We start from the raw sequence: 16,854 nt of genomic DNA, 5'->3' as shown, positions 1-16,854 counted from the left end.
ATGTTATACAACGAAGTGATGATTCGTTATGGAGAATTATCAACGAAAGGAAAAAACAAAAAAGCGTTCATTAATCGCTTAGCTCAAAATGTAAAAGCTGCTTTACACGATTTTGAAGAAATTAAAGTCCATGCAGATCGTGATCGGATGCATTTGATTTTAAACGGAGCAGATAGTGATGTTGTAATGGAACGTTTAACATTTATTTTTGGGATTCAAAATTTTTCTCCAGTGATGCGTTTGGAGCGAGACATGGAAATAGTGAAAAAAACAGCTGTAGAAATGGTACGTGAACAATACAGTGAAGGAAAGACGTTCAAAATTTCTACCCGACGAGCAGATCATGACTTTGAGTTAGATACAAACGAAATGAACCAGTTGCTTGGCGGTGAAGTACTGAAAAATATTGAAGGAATCAAAGTTCAAGTAAAAAAACCAGACATCAATTTAAGAGTAGAAGTTCGATTGAATGGCATCTTCCTGTCCTGTCAGACGGTCCAAGGTGCAGGCGGGTTGCCAGTTGGAACAAGTGGTAAAGGGATGCTCATGTTGTCAGGTGGGATCGACTCACCAGTTGCGGGTTATTTGGCTATGAAACGCGGTGTAGAAGTAGAAGCTGTGCATTTTCATAGTCCGCCTTATACAAGTCCGAGAGCTCTTCAAAAAGCCAAAGACCTGACTGCCAAAATTGCTGCTTTTTCTGGCACGATTCAATTCATTGAAGTTCCATTTACAGAAATTCAAGAAGAAATCAAAAAAAGTGTTCCAGAAGGCTATTTAATGACTGTTACGAGAAGAATGATGATGCGTTTAACAGATAAAATTCGTGAACAGCGTAAGGGATTGGCTATTTTTAATGGAGAATCTTTAGGACAAGTCGCATCCCAAACGATGCACAGTATGATTGCCATCAATGATGTGACGACGACGCCTGTTTTACGTCCTGTTATTTCAATGGATAAAAATGAAATTATTGAAATTGCGAAAACGATCGATACGTTTGAATTGTCTATTCAACCTTTTGAAGATTGTTGTACAATTTTTGCTCCGCCTTCACCGAAAACGAAGCCGGATCTTGATAAGGCGCGTGAGTATGAGTCTCGCTTAGATATTGAAGGGTTGATAGAACGAGCCATGGCAAATTTAAGTGTTTCTAAAATCAATGTTGGACAAACACTTGAAGAACAGCAAAAAGAAATATATTCTGACTTGCTTTAATGACTAAACAACTTTAAGCTAGAGACAAGAAACGATTAGGAGAGGGGCTGTAACATGCACATTACTAAAAGAGGCGTAACCTATCATTTGGAAGGAGTCCAACCGAAGACAGGAATGCCGGCACCGGATTTTCATGTAAAGAACTTAGAAGATGAATCCAAAACGTTGAAAGACTTTGAAGGACAAACCTTGATCATAAGCGTTATTCCTGATATTGATACACGCGTCTGTTCACTCCAGACGAAACAGTTCAATCAAACAGCCAGCGAATTAGAGGGCATACAACTTGTAACCATTTCAAATAACCAGAAAGAACAGCAAAAAAGTTGGTGTGCTGCTGAAGGGATCAATATGGAAATGTTGCATGATACAGCTTTAGATTTCGCTCGTGCTTATGGTATTTATATGCCAGAAATGAAAAAACTAGCACGGTCCGTATTTGTCGTGGATGGCTCTGGTCAACTGGTTTACCAAGAGATCGTACCTGAAATGACAGAGGAGCCTGATTATCAAGCTGCGATAACGGCGGCAAAAGATACCAAATAAGATAAATTCGTGTTTGTAATTTGTTTTTAATCATGCTACTATATTTCTGAACAAAGCGAAGATCAAGAGGAGTAATTTTGCAGAGGATTCAAAGAGAAAAGAACAAATGGTGAGAGTTCTTAGTCTATGTAAAATGAAGGTAGCTTGGGAGCTGGCAGAGTGAAAAGAGTAAGTCTGCCCGGAGTAACGTGCCGTTAAAAGCGTTTATGAGGTGGTTTGCTTATAAAAAGAGCAAACAAATTAGGTGGTACCGCGAATGTAAAGCATTCGTCCTATGATATTAATAGGATGGGTGCTCTTTTTTTATGCTCAAAAAGAATAAAGGAGATGGTGACATGGCAAAAGAGATCAACATGCCCCCTAAGTATCAACCAACAGAAGTTGAAAAAGGACGTTATCAAGAATGGGTCGAAGAGGGATTATTCAAACCAAGCGAAGATAAGACAGCAAAACCTTATTCTGTCGTAATCCCGCCTCCCAATGTAACAGGGAAATTGCACTTAGGACATGCTTGGGATGTGACATTGCAAGATATTTTAATCCGTCAAAAAAGAATGCAAGGCTATGATACTTTATGGCTGCCTGGTATGGACCATGCAGGAATTGCGACTCAAGCAAAAGTTGAAGCAAAATTAGCAGAAGAAGGCATTTCGCGCTATGACTTAGGTCGTGAAAAGTTTATTGAAAAAGTGTGGGAATGGAAAGAAGACTATGCTTCTGTTATTCGAGCACAATGGGAAAAAATGGGCATTTCTGTTGATTATAGCCGAGAACGTTTCACAATGGACGAAGGACTTTCAGAAGCGGTTCGAACGGTATTTGTTAAAATGTACGAAAAAGATTTGATTTATCGTGGTGAGTATATCATCAACTGGGATCCAAAAGCCCGTACTGCTTTATCTGATATTGAAGTGGAACACAAAGATGTTGATGGTGCTTTTTATCATATGACCTATCTATTGGCAGATGGCAGCGGCGAAGTAGAGATCGCAACGACTCGACCTGAAACGATGCTAGGAGATACAGCTGTGGCTGTGCACCCAGAAGATGAGCGTTATAAAGACTTAGTTGGTAAGACTGTTATCTTACCTTTAATGAACCGTGAAATTCCTGTCATTGCTGACGAATATGTTGAAATGGAATTTGGAACAGGTGTTGTAAAAATCACACCAGACCATGATCCAAATGACTTCGAAGTAGGGAATCGTCATGACTTGCCACGCTTGAATGTGATGAATGATGATGGAACAATGAACGATGCTGCTGGAAACTATGCAGGGATGGACCGTTTCCAAGCACGTAAAGCAGTAGTGAAAGATCTGGAAGCAGCTGGACGCCTTGTGAAAGTTGAAAAAATCGTGCATAGTGTTGGTCATTCAGAACGAACTGGTGTGATGGTCGAACCGCGTTTATCCACTCAATGGTTCGTGAAAATGGATCCACTGGCACAAGCAGCTTTAGATCATCAAAAAACAGATGATAAAGTTCATTATATTCCTGAACGTTTTGAAAAGACTTATACGCAATGGATGGAAAATGTTCATGACTGGGTCATTTCTAGACAATTATGGTGGGGACATCGCATTCCAGCTTGGTATCATAACCAAACTGGCGAATTATACGTTGGAATGACAGCACCAGAAGACGCAGACAATTGGACACAAGATCCTGACGTGTTGGACACCTGGTTTAGTTCAGCATTATGGCCGTTTTCAACACTAGGTTGGCCAAACGAAGAAGTAGAAGATTACAAACGCTACTTCCCAACGAGCACATTAGTAACCGGTTATGATATCATCTTTTTCTGGGTAAGCCGAATGATTTTCCAAAGCATTCAATTTACTGGCCAACGCCCATTTGAAAATGTATTGATCCATGGCTTGATTCGTGATGAACAAGGACGTAAGATGAGTAAGTCATTAGGCAACGGGATCGATCCAATGGACATAATCGATCAATATGGTGCGGATGCTTTGCGCTGGTTCCTATCCACTGGTTCTGCGCCTGGTCAGGATGTCCGTTTCAGTTATGATAAGATGGATGCAGCTTGGAACTTCATCAATAAAATATGGAACGCTAGCCGTTTTGTATTGATGAATCTCGAAGAATTTTCATATGAAGATATTGATCTTTCTGGAAAGAAAACGGTAGCAGATAGATGGATTTTGACAAAGTTGAATGAAACGATCGAAAAAGTGACAGATTTATATGATCACTTTGAAATTGGTGAAGCAGGTCGTCAATTGTATCACTTTATTTGGGATGATTTTTGTGATTGGTACATTGAAATGAGTAAAGAAATCTTATTTGGCGACGATAAAGAAGCGCAAAAGACAACACGCAGCATTTTGACACATGTGCTGGACCAGATTTTACGTTTGCTTCACCCAACGATGCCGTTTGTGACAGAAGAAATTTGGCAAAATATTCCGCATCAAGGAGATTCTATCGTATCTGCAGATTATCCAACGGTTGACGAAAGCTTGTCCGATGAAGCAGCAACGAAAGGAATGGATGTGTTGATGGAACTGATTCGTGCCGTCCGTAATATTCGTTCAGAAGTCAACACACCTCTATCAAAACCGATCGACTTATTGATCAAAACGAATGATGAAACGATCGAAGCATTTTTAAATCACAATACCTCTTATATCGAACGTTTTTGTAACCCAGAAACCTTAGAAATCGGTCATGCCATTGATGTGCCTGAAAAAGCAATGACCGCTGTGATTAGCGGCGCAGAAGTTTACTTGCCATTAGCAGGACTGATCAACATTGATGAAGAGATTGATCGTTTAGAAAAAGAGTTGGATAAATGGAACAAAGAAGTGAAGCGAGTACAAGGTAAATTGGCTAATGAAAAATTTGTCAATAACGCTCCTGAAGCTATCGTGAAAGCAGAGAAAGAAAAAGAAACAGAATACCTTGAAAAACAAGCTTCTGTTCAAGCAAGGATCCAAGAACTAAATCAACAAGCCTAAATAGCTAAAAATAAAAAAGTCAGCATGCATGTGCTGACTTTTTTATTAGCAAGCAGAAAGGATAGCACTCCTTTTGCAGAACAAAATAGGCTATAATAAAAAGACAGTAGCAGTGATAGAAATGGCGGGGAAAAAATGCTGGAAACTTATGAAAAAGCTTTAAAATGGATCCATGGCATACGAAGATTTGGTAAAAAACCAGGTTTAAAACGAATGGAGTGGATGATGGATAAACTGGATCACCCTGAAAAAAAGGTACCTATGATCCACGTAGCGGGGACAAATGGAAAAGGTTCAACGGTAACCTTTATTCGACATTTGCTCCAAGAGCAGGGATTAGTGGTCGGAACTTTTACTTCTCCATTTATTGAGGTCTTCAATGAGCGAATCAGTGTCAATGGAGAACCCATTTCAAATGAACAACTTTTAGCGCTGGCAAATGCGATATATCCGTTAGCTGAAGCATTAGAAAAAACGGAACTTGGAGGTCCAAGCGAATTTGAAGTCATCACAGCCATGATGTTCCTCTACTTTGGTACAGGACAGGTGGATGTAGCAGTGGTTGAGGTAGGGATCGGCGGTTTGCTTGATTCAACCAATATATTGACACCAGAAGTTTCGGTGATCACAACGATTGGAATGGATCATATGGAACTATTGGGAAAAACATTACCTGAAATCGCAGCACAAAAAGCTGGGATCATCAAACCTGGTGTGCCTGTTGTAGCTGGAAATATTCCAAAAGAAGCCTTAGAGGTGATCGAAAAAATAGCTCAAAACCAACAGAGTCCTCTTTATGCTTTCCAAAAAGATTATGTTATTTCTAAATGGCATACACTGCCAACTTGGGGAGAACAATTCACATATGAGGATGATCAGATCATGCTGCAACCGATCCAACTTTCAATGTTGGGACGACACCAGACAGAAAATGCAGCAGCAGCCATTAAAGCTGTGGCAGTATTCAGCCAAAAAAGAGCGTTATTGTTAAATCATGAAAAGATGCTACTAGGATTGAAACAAGCATTTTGGCCTGGCAGAATGGAAAAGATCTCAGACTCTCCCTTGATTGTCATGGATGGTGCTCATAACGTACCGGGTATCCAACGATTAATAGAAACAATAAAGCTAGATTTCGCTCAGCAAGAAATAGTCATACTTTTTGCCGCTTTACGCAACAAAGAATATAGTAAAATGATTCAAATGCTGAAAAAGGTTCCTCACGTTCACTTGATCCTGACTTCCTTTGAACATGAACGAGCCGTTACGGCTGAAGATATTTGTCAAGAAGAGGATATGGTGTTTTTTGAAGTGTGGCAGGAAGCTTTATTAGCAGCAGTTAAGCAGGCAGGTGAGGACAGTGTATTGTTGATCACTGGTTCGTTGTATTTTATTTCTGAAGTCAGAAGAACATTACTAAAATAAAGAAAAGGCAGGGCTTGTAACATGAATAAATTGAAAGCTGTTATTTTTGATATGGATGGTTTAATGTTTGATACTGAAACAATGTACTATCAAGCCAATCGACGAGCGGCTGATGAAATTGGTTTAGACTTCACATATGATTATTATGTTCGGTATATTGGTGTATCGGATGCTGAATTTTTTGAAAATCTTTATTTAGATTTTCAAGATGATGAAAAGATTGATCGTTTTATTAAAGACAGCAAAACTTACTTATTCGAAACTATTGAACAAGATGGTTTGCTCATCAAAGAAGGTTTATCAGATTTGCTTGCATTCTTACAAGAAAATGATATAAAGTGCGTTGTTGCTTCCAGCAGTGAACGTTCTTTAGTTGAGTTCTTTTTAGAAAAATCTGGCTTATCAGCTCACTTTGATGATTTGATCGGCGGAGATGAAGTCGCACGCGCTAAACCTGACCCTGAAATTTTCGAGAAAGCTTGGCAAAAAACGCAGGGCACAAAGGAAGAAACGTTGATTTTAGAAGATTCGCTAAACGGCATCCGCGCAGCCGATGGGGCAGATATCCCTGTTATTATGGTGCCTGATTTATTTGCTCCGAATGAAGAAGCGGCCCAGAAAACAATAGCTGTGAAGGACAATCTGCGTGAAGTCATCGATTATATCCATAAGAATTATTCTTTTTAAAAAAATAAAAACAGAAAACATCCTTTTTTGCAAACCTTATCGATAATGAAAGAAGGAAATACTCTTTCAAAAAATCAATAAGGTCAGCAGGGAGGTTTTTCTTTGGTTACAAAAGGAACAAGTTTGATCAATGAAGTACCCATTCAATCTCGTCCGAGAGAACGATTAGAACAATATGGAGAAAAAGCGTTAGCAAACCATGAATTGCTAGCTATTTTGCTGCGTACTGGAACAAAAGGTGCCAATGCATTGTCCGTTGCGATGCAAGTTTTGAATGCTTATAAAGATCTTTATTACCTTAAGACTGTTTCAATCGAAGAATTGATGATGGTAAGCGGCATTGGCAAAACAAAAGCGATTGAAGTAAAAGCTGCCATTGAGCTGGGGATACGAGTTTCTAATGCAACGCAGATCAAAGCAGGTCAAATCACATCAAGTCGGCAAGCAGGGGAAATGCTGTCCATTGAAATGAAAGACTTGCAGCAAGAACATGTAATTGTGCTATTTTTGAATACGAAGAATGAAGTCATCAAAAAAGAAACCATTTTTATCGGTGGCCTAAATTCTTCAGTGGCGCATCCGAGAGAGATTTTCAAAGGCGCTGTTCGTTATTCAGCTGCTCGGCTGATCGTCAGTCATAATCATCCTTCCGGCAGTCCTGAACCATCAGAAGCCGACATTTCATTTACCAAGCGAATGATCGAGTGCGGAGAATTGATGGGGATAGAGGTGTTAGACCATCTGATCATTGGTGAAACAGGCTTTATCAGTTTAAAGGAATTTGGGTTATTGTAAGCAGGGATGATATGACTGAGCAGTTAAGTATAGAAAAAAAATAAAGATTTCTATTTTATCTGTCTACAGTGCTTGCGTTAGTTTTTTTTACGTGTTATACTATGTTTAGCATTTTGTTAAGTGGAAAAAAGAATTAAGAATTGTTTCAAAACATTCCAATTCGTACCATAAGCAACAATGTTAAAATAAGTGCAAAAGGCACGAGGAGGAATTTATAATGGAACAAGGAACAGTAAAATGGTTTAACGCAGAAAAAGGTTTTGGCTTTATCGAACGTGAAGGTGCAGACGATGTATTCGTACATTTCTCAGCTATCCAAGGCGAAGGTTTCAAAACTTTAGAAGAAGGACAAGCAGTTTCTTTCGACGTTGAAGAAGGTAACCGTGGACCTCAAGCTGCTAACGTTGTAAAACTTTAATCTTAAAGCAAACAATTTAAACAGTTAAGAGCTGAAACAAAGAGAAAAACTCTTTGTTTCAGCTCTTTTTTATTGCATTTGGCAGAAAGAGAACCAAGGACAGAGAGGACTTGTAATGTAAAAGAACGCTCAAAATATCGGTTCTATAATATTTAATGTGGGTCACAGAAAAAAACATTTCTTTAGCTGCTAAACTTGTTAAAATCCCATTTTTTATCAACGTTAGAAGATGAAGAGCCAAAATATCAAGATCAAAAGCGGTCAGATTTCGAAAAAGTAGTTGTTAATATGTTCTTAGACAATATAATAATGAATATCATTAATAGAAAAAATTAAAACAGCAGGGACTCTAGTTCTTAAAATTATTTTAAATTTAATTTAAAATACATAGATAAATGCTGAATAAAAATGTAAAATACAGTATGATAGGAAAGATAGAAAATGAAGCCTCTAAACCTTATGTGATGGTATGTGTGCCTAGCCGGGTCACAGAAGTAGAGAAACGTGCTGTGATCGATGCAACGAGAATGTCGGGAACCAAAAGATGTCTTTATCATTGAAGAACCTTTTGCAGCTGAGATTGGAGCTGGATTGCCAGTAATGGATCCTACTGGGAGCATGGTCATTGATATCGGTGGCGGTACAACAGATGTTGCAACGATTTCATTAGGAGGAATCGTAAGCAGCCGAACCATTCGTTTAGTTGGAGACCGTATGGTTAAAGTGATCATCCAATCTATACGTAAAAAACATAATTTATTGATCGGAGAAAGAACGGCTGGACAAATTAAAGTGGATATTGGTTGTGCTTCAGTTGAAAAAGCTGTAGAATATGGCACGATTGATGTACGTGGCCAATACCTTTTGACTGGTCTACCAAAAACGATCGATATTGCAGCAGTTGACATTGCTGAAGCGATTCAAGAAGTGACCGAAGGAATCGTGATCGCAGTTAGAGAAACACTTGAAGAAACGTCTCCAGAAATTTCTGCTGATGTCATTGATCACGGCATTGTTTTAACAGGCGACGGTGCTCTGTTGAAAGACATTGCGGATGTGATAGCAAAAGATACAGGTGTGCCGGTCTTTGAAGCGTCAGAACCATTAGATTGTGTAGCTGTTGGCACAGGCGAATCTTTGCAGCATATTGATGTCTACCGCAACCGGGCTATAAAAGGATAACTGTGTGGTACTGTTTTAAGTAAAAAAGACATCAAGAAAGCGGGAGATTTTTTATCCCGCTTCTTTTCATGGCAGTTTTTTGGAAAAACCAAACAAATGAAAGAACTTATGGTAAAATAAAAAGAGTTGAAAGATGAATGAGGTGGTAGCTTGAACCAGTTTTTCTCAAATAAAAAATTGATCATTTTGTTGATCAGTGTCATCATCTGTCTTAGTTTGATTGCTTTTTCAATTACAGGCAATCGGAATGCATCAGTCGTCCAGCAGTTTACAAATGATGTGACAGCATTGACGGGGAGAATTTTTTCAAAACCGGCAAATGCTGTGATGAACACGATCGAATCAGTCGACCATCTAATGAACACGTATGAAGAAAATCAACAGTTAAAATCAAAAATCGACGATCTATATGAATCAGGAGCTGAACTGGCAGCTTTAAAAGAAGATAATAAAAAATTAAAAGAACAATTGAAATTGGAAAGTACATTGAGCGAGTACAGCGGCATCAATGGAACTGTGATTGCCCGTAATCCTGATAACTGGGTCGATCAACTCCTCATCGACAAAGGCAGTCAAAATGGTGTGGAAATGGATATGTCTGTGATGAGTAGCAATGGCTATATCGGTCGGATCGTTGAAGTTAGTCCTACTAGTTCCAAAGTTCAACTTGTGACGACTGCTGATCAAAACATCAGTCGAGTCGCTGCTCAAATCACGACAGACAAAGGTCCTGTACATGGCATCATTAGCGGGTATGATGCAGAAAAAAATCAATTGATTTTAAATCAAATCACAGTTGATGCAGAGTTGGAAAAAGGTGATACTGTCACGACTTCAGGTTTAGGCGGTGTTTCACCGAGTTCATTATTCATCGGAGAAATAGAAGAAGTACAATTAGATGCGCATGGTCTTGCACAAGAAGCTTATATTTCTCCTGCAGCTGATATCGATGATGTCCGTTTCGTGACAGTGGTTAAAAGAAATGCTGAGAGTGGTGAGTAAATGACAAGAAAAGGCAGGATTTCGGTTTTTATTCCTTTGATATTATTTCTTGCTCTGTTGCTTGATGGAACGCTCGCATTCATTTTTTCTGCTCATTTCTATACAGCAACAGATATATATGTTCCGCGGTTGATACTTTTATGCTTATTGGTTTTTGCTTTTTATGCGCCACGGAAGAATATGATTCTTTTCAGCATTTTATTTGGTCTTCTTTATGATAGTTATTATGTAGGTATTCTTGGTATATATGTTGCTTTGTTTCCTTTAGTCGTGTACTTTGTTGATAAACTAAAAAAAATTTTGAATCCCAATTTTATTGTACTTAGTATGCTGACGATTATCATGGTCAGTATGCTTGAGTTCTCAGTATATGGTTTTTATCATATGTTAGAATTAACGACAATGGATATGTCCTTATTTTTGGCAAAAAGATTGGGACCAACATTATTATTGAATTTGCTTTTATTTTTTATTATTTATTACCCACTGAAAAAAAGTGCGCTAGCTATTGTAAAAGACTGATAACATCATTAGGTTTAACAAGTATAAACGGGGGTGGATGTCGTTGGATCAAAGTGTTACTTTAAAAGGAGTCAAAGAAGGCTTTAGGTTGACATTGGATGAAGCCGCATCATACGAAGAGATCATAAAAGACACAGAGAAATTGTTGGAACATTTAAAGACGCAAGAAAAAGACAGTGAAGATCAAAAAGAAACGATCCAATTAGAAGTCTATACAGGTGATCGTTTGTTGAATGAAAAGCAACAAGAAAAATTGACAACATTGGTTCACGAAAATAGCCGATTTAGAATCGAAAAAGTAGCAGCAAATGTTTTAACTTATGAAGAATCGGCCGCTTGGCAAGAAGAGGTTAGTTTACAAATGAAAGCTCAGACGATCCGAAGCGGTCAGGTTCTTACAGCTCCTGGAGATATCCTATTAGTAGGTAAGGTTCATCCTGGTGGAATGATCCGGGCAAAAGGCAGCATTTTTATTATTGGTGAACTTCACGGTGTAGCACATGCAGGACTATCTGGTGATACAAAAGCAGTGATCGTAGCTGACTTTCATTCAAAAGCACAGATCCGTATAGCTGAAAATGTTGAAGTGATCGAAGAAATGACTGGTATAGAACAAAGTAATGGAGCCCAATTTGCCTTTGTCAATGATTTACATATGTTGAATTTTGAATCATTAGACCAGTTAAAGAAAATAAGACCAAGTTTAGAGATCAAGACAGGGGGATTTAATTGATGAGTAAAGCAATTGTCATCACATCTGGTAAAGGCGGCGTAGGAAAAACGACCTCTACAGCAAATATTGGCACAGCCTTGGCCTTACAAGGGAAAAAAGTATGTTTGATCGATATGGATATTGGTTTAAGAAACTTAGATGTTATTTTGGGATTAGAAAACCGTATCATTTACGATATCGTGGATGTTGTTGAAGAACGAGCAAAACTGCATCAGGCCTTGATCAAAGATAAGCGTTTCAATGACAATCTTTATCTACTTCCTGCTGCCCAGCATGCTGACAAAAATGATGTTACAGAAGCACAAATGATTGAAATCGTTGATTCTTTAAGAGAAGACTATGATTACATTTTGATCGATTGTCCGGCTGGGATCGAACAAGGATTTAAAAATTCTATCGCAGCAGCTGATGAAGCGATTTTGGTGACAACACCTGAAATCTCGGCGATTCGTGATGCTGACCGTATTATTGGATTATTGGAGCAAACTGAAATCGGTTCTCCTCAGTTGCTCATCAATCGGATCAGAAAAAGAATGATGCAAGATGGAGAAGTGATGGATGTAGATGAAATTACGCGCCACCTTTCAATCGATCTGCTTGGTATCGTTTTTGATGATGATGATGTAGTCCGTTCTTCTAATAATGGTGATCCAATCGTACTGAATCCTAAGAATCCTGCCTCACAAGGCTATCGTAATATCGCGCGTCGTATGTTAGGGGAGACTGTTCCTTTGATGTCGTTAAGAGAAGAAAAAACAAGCTTTTGGAAAAAGCTGTTTGGCAGAAGAAAATAAAGATTTTATTTATCTTACTAAAAAGATCGGTTCTACAAAATTTAACGTTGGTCTGTAAAAAAATCAATTTTTTAATGCTAAGCTCGTTAGAATCCTATTTCTAGAAATTTCAGGAGGCGCATAGGGCTACTGATAGCCATGAAAAAAAGATGCAATGTGAATCACTTAGTGTTAGGCTTTAGCCGTTACACTCAGTTTGAAGCTTGCAAGCATTGAGACACGATTTTCGGCTCAATGTGTTCTCAGGGCTTTCCATCAGTAGCCCATCGACCGGAGGAAATTTCTTTACCAATGTTAAAAGAGGAAGAACCAAAAGATCAAGCTGATAAACTCAAGCTTGGTCTTTTTTTAGGAATAAAGAAATAGCAAACATTGCTAATGCAAGCATGAAAAATTATTTTCCAACCATCCTTTGACACGATCTCTATGAAGAAAAAGATTGACGGCAGCTGAGTGATTTGATATGATATGAATGTTGTAAATGTGTAGCACCACAACTACAACCGCGCAGAATTGAGTTTTAAGTCCATTTGGCACTCATGATGGCGAGTCTAAGTCTAATAAGGAGGTGCGATAGAATGTACGCAATTATTAAAACTGGTGGAAAACAAGTGAAAGTTGAAGCTGGCCAAGCGATTTACGTTGAAAAACTAAACGTTGAAGCTGGAGAAAAAGTAAGCTTTGATGAAGTGATCTTAGTAGGTGGAGATGAAACAAAAGTTGGTACGCCATTTATTGAAGGCGCAACTGTTGAAGGTACTGTTGAAAAACAAGGCCGTCAAAAGAAAGTAACGACTTTTAAATACAAACCTAAAAAACACAGTCACCGTAAACAAGGCCACCGTCAACCATATACAAAAGTCATGATCGATGCGATCAATGCCTAAAAAAGTGGTGGAATAAATGATTCAAGCATCTTTTAAACGGAACGGCAAAGGAGATATTGTTTCCTTTGAAGTTACTGGTCATGCCGAATCAGGACCTTATGGCAGTGATATCGTTTGTGCTGCTGTTTCAGCATTAACAATTGGATTAACCAACAGCCTCTCTGTATTAACAGGAAAAACGCCTTTTATACAAGAGACGAATGAAATCGAAGGGGGCTATCTTTACGTTGAAATCTCAAAAGCATTTAGCGAAGAGCAACTAAAGATTTCTCAAGTTATTCTTGAAAGCCTATTGATCTCATTGACTGGAATTGCTGAAGAGTATGCTGAATATATCCAAATCAATGATTAATTAAACGGAGGTGCAATCTACATGTTAAAAATGAATTTACAATTCTTCGCTCACAAAAAAGGGGGCGGATCTACAGCTAACGGTCGTGATTCTCAATCAAAACGTTTAGGCGCTAAACGTGCTGATGGTCAAACAGTTACTGGCGGATCAATTTTATACCGTCAACGCGGAACTAAAATTTACCCAGGTGTGAACGTAGGAATTGGCGGAGACGATACATTATTTGCAAAAGTAGACGGCGTTGTACGTTTTGAACGTAAAGGCCGCGACAAAAAACAAGTATCTGTTTATCCTGCTGCTCAATAATAACAAAACTGATCGAATGGGTCTGGGATGAATGTCCCAGGCTTTTTTTTATGAACAAAATGTGGTCCTTTTTTTGGTGATAAAAGAATCCAAAGATTTTTTTTGAAAGTTCTTTTGAAAAGTTAATACCAAAAATGGTAAAGGCAATCATGTAAACTTGTAAGCATACAAATCACTTGTAAAGCAGCATCCCTTCCGATAAAATAATGTAGTGGTCTGAAAGTAAAGTACCTTTTTTTGCTACATAAAAGGAAACTTTTTAGAAAAGAGGCTGATTTTTTGTCCCAAAAAGATATTGAAAACTTGTACCATCAACTGAATGAATCTGTCCAATGCCTCCAATCCAACCTCGACTGGTCTTACTTGGAAGCTTTGGCAGAAACAGGTGAAAACATCATTGAACAGGCATTGCCAGAAGAACTGGCACAAATACTGAAACCAGCATCAGCAGAAAAATTGTTGAAGATCTATCAAGAAGTTGATCTTGAAAAAATGTCGGCGGAAGAAATCAGAAAAAGTTTTCAATTAGCCCTTTTAAAAGGAACAAAAGAGGATAAACTGCAAACGAATCATCAGCTGACACCGGATGCAATCGGTTTTCTTTTTGTCTATTTGCTTGATAAAGTAAGAGATAAAAGTCAGAAAAAACTACGCTTACTTGATTTAGCAGTTGGAACAGGGAACTTGTTAGAAACGATCTATAACGCACTTATAGCTGAAAAAATAGAAGTGGAAGCTGAAGGCATTGAAAACGATGACCTGTTGATTTCTTTAGCTGCTGTTTCATCGTTTTTGCAAAAGCAGAAAATCAAGCTGACTCATCAAGATGCTGTCCAGGATCTTTTAGTTGATCCAGTAGACATCGTCCTCAGTGATCTGCCAGTAGGTTACTACCCTATAGATGAGCGTGCAAAAGACTTCCAAACGGCTGCCGCTGAAGGCCATTCATTTGTGCATCATTTGCTGATCGAGCAAAGTTTTCATTACTTAAAAGAAGACGGGTTCGGTTTATTCCTTGTCCCATCGCTATTATTCGAGACCAGTGAATCACCGGCTCTAATGAAAATGATTCAGCATGAAGGATACTTGCAAGGCTTTCTGCATTTGCCAAAAGAACTTTTTGCAAACGAGCAATCACGGAAATCTATCCTGCTGGTCCAGAAAAAAGGAGCTCACGCAAAACAAGCCAAACAAGTTTTATTGGCTCAAATACCCGAATTGAAGAATCAAGCTGCAATGGTACAATTTATGCAAGAAGTTAACAAATGGGAACAAGAAAATCTATAAAAAATTAAGGGAGATTCGATAAAAATGGCAAAATCAATTGCAATCAATGCAGGAAGCTCTAGTTTAAAATTTACTTTGTTTGAAATGCCAGAAGAAAAAGAAATTGCTTCTGGAATCATCGAAAGAATCGGCTTAAAGGATTCGATTTTTACAACTAAATTCAATGGTGAAAAATATAAAGTCGTTGAAGATATTGACGATCACGAAATCGGAATCCAAAAAGTTCTAGATAAACTGATCGAATTGAATGTTATTTCTAGTTATGATGAAATCACTGGTGTTGGACACCGTGTTGTAGCTGGAGGAGAATATTTCAAAGATTCAGTATTGATCGATGATGATGTATTAGAAAAAATCGAATCTTTGTCAGAATTAGCTCCTTTGCATAATCCAGCTAATGCTACAGGTATCAGAGCATTCAGAAAAATCTTGCCTGATATTACAAGTATTGCTTCATTCGATACTTCTTTCCATACAACAATGCCAAAAGAAAATTACCTATATAGCATTCCAATGGAATATTATGAAGACTTTGCTGCTCGTAAATATGGTGCTCACGGAACTTCTCATAAATATGTTTCTGAAAAAGCAGCTAAGATGATCGGCAAACCATTATCAGAAACAAAAATCATTACTTGCCATTTAGGAAATGGAGCTTCGATCACAGCTGTTAAAGGCGGTGAATCAATCGATACTTCTATGGGATTCACTCCATTAGCAGGTGTAACGATGGGAACGCGTTCTGGGGATATCGACGCTTCATTGTTGCCTTACTTAATGGAAAAACTTGGTTTGACAGATATCAATGACATGATCAACATCTTGAACAAAAAGTCAGGTTTATTAGGATTATCTGGCGTTTCTAGCGACATGCGCGACGTCGAAGAAGCAGCTGCAGAAGGCAATGAAAATGCTCAAACAGCTTTAGATATTTTCTATAACCGTGTGCAAAAATATATTGGACAATATATCGCAATCTTAAACGGAGTAGATGCCATTGTCTTTACTGCTGGTATCGGTGAAAACTCTAAAGAAACAAGAGAAATCATAATCGACGGCATGGACTGGTTCGGCATGAAGATCGATCCTGAAAAGAATGATGTTCGTGGTGAAGAACGTGTCATTTCTACCGATGACTCTAAAATCAAAGTCTTGTTGATCCCAACAGACGAAGAAGTTATGATTGCTCGTGACATTGAACGTCTACGCAAATCAAATTAAAGAATAGAAAGGTTCTATAACAGTTAACGTTGGTCATTTAACACATTTCTTGACTAACGTTAGAAGAGGAAGAACCTATAAAAAAAGGAGCCGAAAGGGCTCCTTTTTTTATGCTAAAATCATTGAATCATTAATGTTGCGGAATAAAAACGGCTCTTTGACAAGTAGTGTTGGTGGGTCAAAAAAGTCAGAGCGATTACATCGCTTTGGCTTTTTTATTTTATGCTGCTTTTTCATCTTTAAAATACAAAGCTCTAGGTTGATAGTGAGAAGCAGTCAATCGATAAACAATCAATAGTCGGGCTCGCAGGTTATAGAAATTTCGATAGCCATATCCTGATCGTTTGATGTTCTTGATTTTGTTGTTCATTCCTTCAATAGGACCATTGGAAAGCGTATAGACAAACGCATTTTTAATGTCCTCTAGGTGTTTTTTAAACGTTTTAAGAACAGTTCTCACTTTTCTCGGTAAAGCATATTTTTTAGATTCTTCTAAAT

General features: G+C 38.2%; 17 protein-coding genes, 1 pseudogene and 2 other annotated features. Of the genes and pseudogenes, 17 read left to right on the top strand and 1 reads right to left on the bottom strand.

Annotated features, from left to right (window positions below; genetic code table 11):
* The 17 genes and pseudogenes from thiI to BM057_RS04950 all read left to right on the top strand — a co-directional run bounded on the left by thiI (position 1) and on the right by BM057_RS04950 (position 16,356).
* The gene (gene thiI / locus BM057_RS05030; protein WP_092091931.1) at positions 1-1,218 is read left to right on the top strand and encodes a tRNA uracil 4-sulfurtransferase ThiI; all 1,218 of its coding nucleotides are present in this window, start codon (positions 1-3) and stop codon (positions 1,216-1,218) included.
* 54 nt (positions 1,219-1,272) lie between these two features.
* Positions 1,273-1,764 carry a thiol peroxidase gene (tpx, locus tag BM057_RS05025; RefSeq protein ID WP_092091929.1) on the top strand — a complete coding sequence of 164 codons (492 nt, stop codon included), beginning with the start codon at positions 1,273-1,275 and terminating at the stop codon, positions 1,762-1,764.
* Between the two features lie 49 nt (positions 1,765-1,813).
* Positions 1,814-2,042 (top strand) — a binding site (T-box leader).
* Between the two features lie 57 nt (positions 2,043-2,099).
* Positions 2,100-4,745 carry a valine--tRNA ligase gene (locus BM057_RS05020; protein ID WP_092091927.1) on the top strand — a complete coding sequence of 882 codons (2,646 nt, stop codon included), beginning with the start codon at positions 2,100-2,102 and terminating at the stop codon, positions 4,743-4,745.
* Between the two features lie 135 nt (positions 4,746-4,880).
* On the top strand, positions 4,881-6,170 hold the full coding sequence (locus BM057_RS05015) for a bifunctional folylpolyglutamate synthase/dihydrofolate synthase (protein WP_092091925.1): 1,290 nt from the start codon (positions 4,881-4,883) through the stop codon (positions 6,168-6,170).
* A 21-nt stretch (positions 6,171-6,191) separates the two neighbouring features.
* Positions 6,192-6,857, top strand: a complete 666-nt coding sequence (locus tag BM057_RS05010; RefSeq protein WP_047390095.1) for an HAD family hydrolase — start codon at positions 6,192-6,194, stop codon at positions 6,855-6,857.
* A gap of 102 nt (positions 6,858-6,959) precedes the next feature.
* Complete coding sequence (gene radC, locus BM057_RS05005; RefSeq protein ID WP_245741807.1) at positions 6,960-7,652, top strand: RadC family protein; 693 nt, start codon at positions 6,960-6,962, stop codon at positions 7,650-7,652.
* Between the two features lie 217 nt (positions 7,653-7,869).
* A complete protein-coding gene (locus BM057_RS05000; protein WP_047390096.1) occupies positions 7,870-8,070 on the top strand; it encodes a cold-shock protein in 201 nt (66 codons plus the stop codon).
* Positions 8,071-8,480: 410 nt separating this feature from the next.
* Positions 8,481-9,252: pseudogene (mreB, locus tag BM057_RS04995) on the top strand (rod shape-determining protein MreB); the annotation flags it as partial.
* A 150-nt stretch (positions 9,253-9,402) separates the two neighbouring features.
* Entirely contained in the window at positions 9,403-10,254 is an 852-nt protein-coding gene (gene mreC / locus BM057_RS04990) for a rod shape-determining protein MreC (RefSeq protein ID WP_047390097.1), read from the top strand.
* On the top strand, positions 10,255-10,776 hold the full coding sequence (gene mreD / locus BM057_RS04985; protein ID WP_092091923.1) for a rod shape-determining protein MreD: 522 nt from the start codon (positions 10,255-10,257) through the stop codon (positions 10,774-10,776).
* A gap of 37 nt (positions 10,777-10,813) precedes the next feature.
* The gene (locus BM057_RS04980) at positions 10,814-11,509 is read left to right on the top strand and encodes a septum site-determining protein MinC (RefSeq protein ID WP_245741806.1); all 696 of its coding nucleotides are present in this window, start codon (positions 10,814-10,816) and stop codon (positions 11,507-11,509) included.
* A complete protein-coding gene (minD, locus tag BM057_RS04975; protein ID WP_047390100.1) occupies positions 11,509-12,303 on the top strand; it encodes a septum site-determining protein MinD in 795 nt (264 codons plus the stop codon). The genes BM057_RS04980 and minD overlap by 1 nt, the downstream gene beginning before the upstream one ends.
* A gap of 491 nt (positions 12,304-12,794) precedes the next feature.
* Positions 12,795-12,866: a sequence feature (ribosomal protein L21 leader region), on the top strand.
* 15 nt (positions 12,867-12,881) lie between these two features.
* Positions 12,882-13,190, top strand: a complete 309-nt coding sequence (gene rplU / locus BM057_RS04970; RefSeq protein WP_047390101.1) for a 50S ribosomal protein L21 — start codon at positions 12,882-12,884, stop codon at positions 13,188-13,190.
* 16 nt (positions 13,191-13,206) lie between these two features.
* Positions 13,207-13,542, top strand: coding sequence for a ribosomal-processing cysteine protease Prp (locus tag BM057_RS04965; protein WP_047390102.1), 336 nt, complete (start codon positions 13,207-13,209; stop codon positions 13,540-13,542).
* A gap of 21 nt (positions 13,543-13,563) precedes the next feature.
* Positions 13,564-13,848: a 50S ribosomal protein L27 gene (gene rpmA / locus BM057_RS04960; protein ID WP_047390103.1), complete on the top strand. Its 285-nt coding sequence runs from the start codon at positions 13,564-13,566 to the stop codon at positions 13,846-13,848.
* A gap of 279 nt (positions 13,849-14,127) precedes the next feature.
* Positions 14,128-15,135 (top strand): class I SAM-dependent methyltransferase, encoded by a 1,008-nt coding sequence (locus BM057_RS04955; RefSeq protein ID WP_092091919.1) that lies wholly within the window; start codon positions 14,128-14,130, stop codon positions 15,133-15,135.
* Positions 15,136-15,159: 24 nt separating this feature from the next.
* On the top strand, positions 15,160-16,356 hold the full coding sequence (locus tag BM057_RS04950) for an acetate/propionate family kinase (protein WP_092091917.1): 1,197 nt from the start codon (positions 15,160-15,162) through the stop codon (positions 16,354-16,356).
* A 220-nt stretch (positions 16,357-16,576) separates the two neighbouring features.
* On the opposite strand, the gene BM057_RS04945 is transcribed toward BM057_RS04950, so the two are convergent.
* Positions 16,577-16,854: transposase (locus BM057_RS04945; RefSeq protein WP_143074477.1), on the bottom strand; the 278-nt coding region annotated here is incomplete at its 5' end.

Source organism: Pisciglobus halotolerans, from assembly GCF_900113675.1.
Taxonomy (GTDB): domain Bacteria; phylum Bacillota; class Bacilli; order Lactobacillales; family Carnobacteriaceae; genus Pisciglobus; species Pisciglobus halotolerans.
The sequence above is the reverse complement of the archived record's forward strand: the minus strand, read 5'-3'. Positions and strand labels throughout refer to the sequence as shown.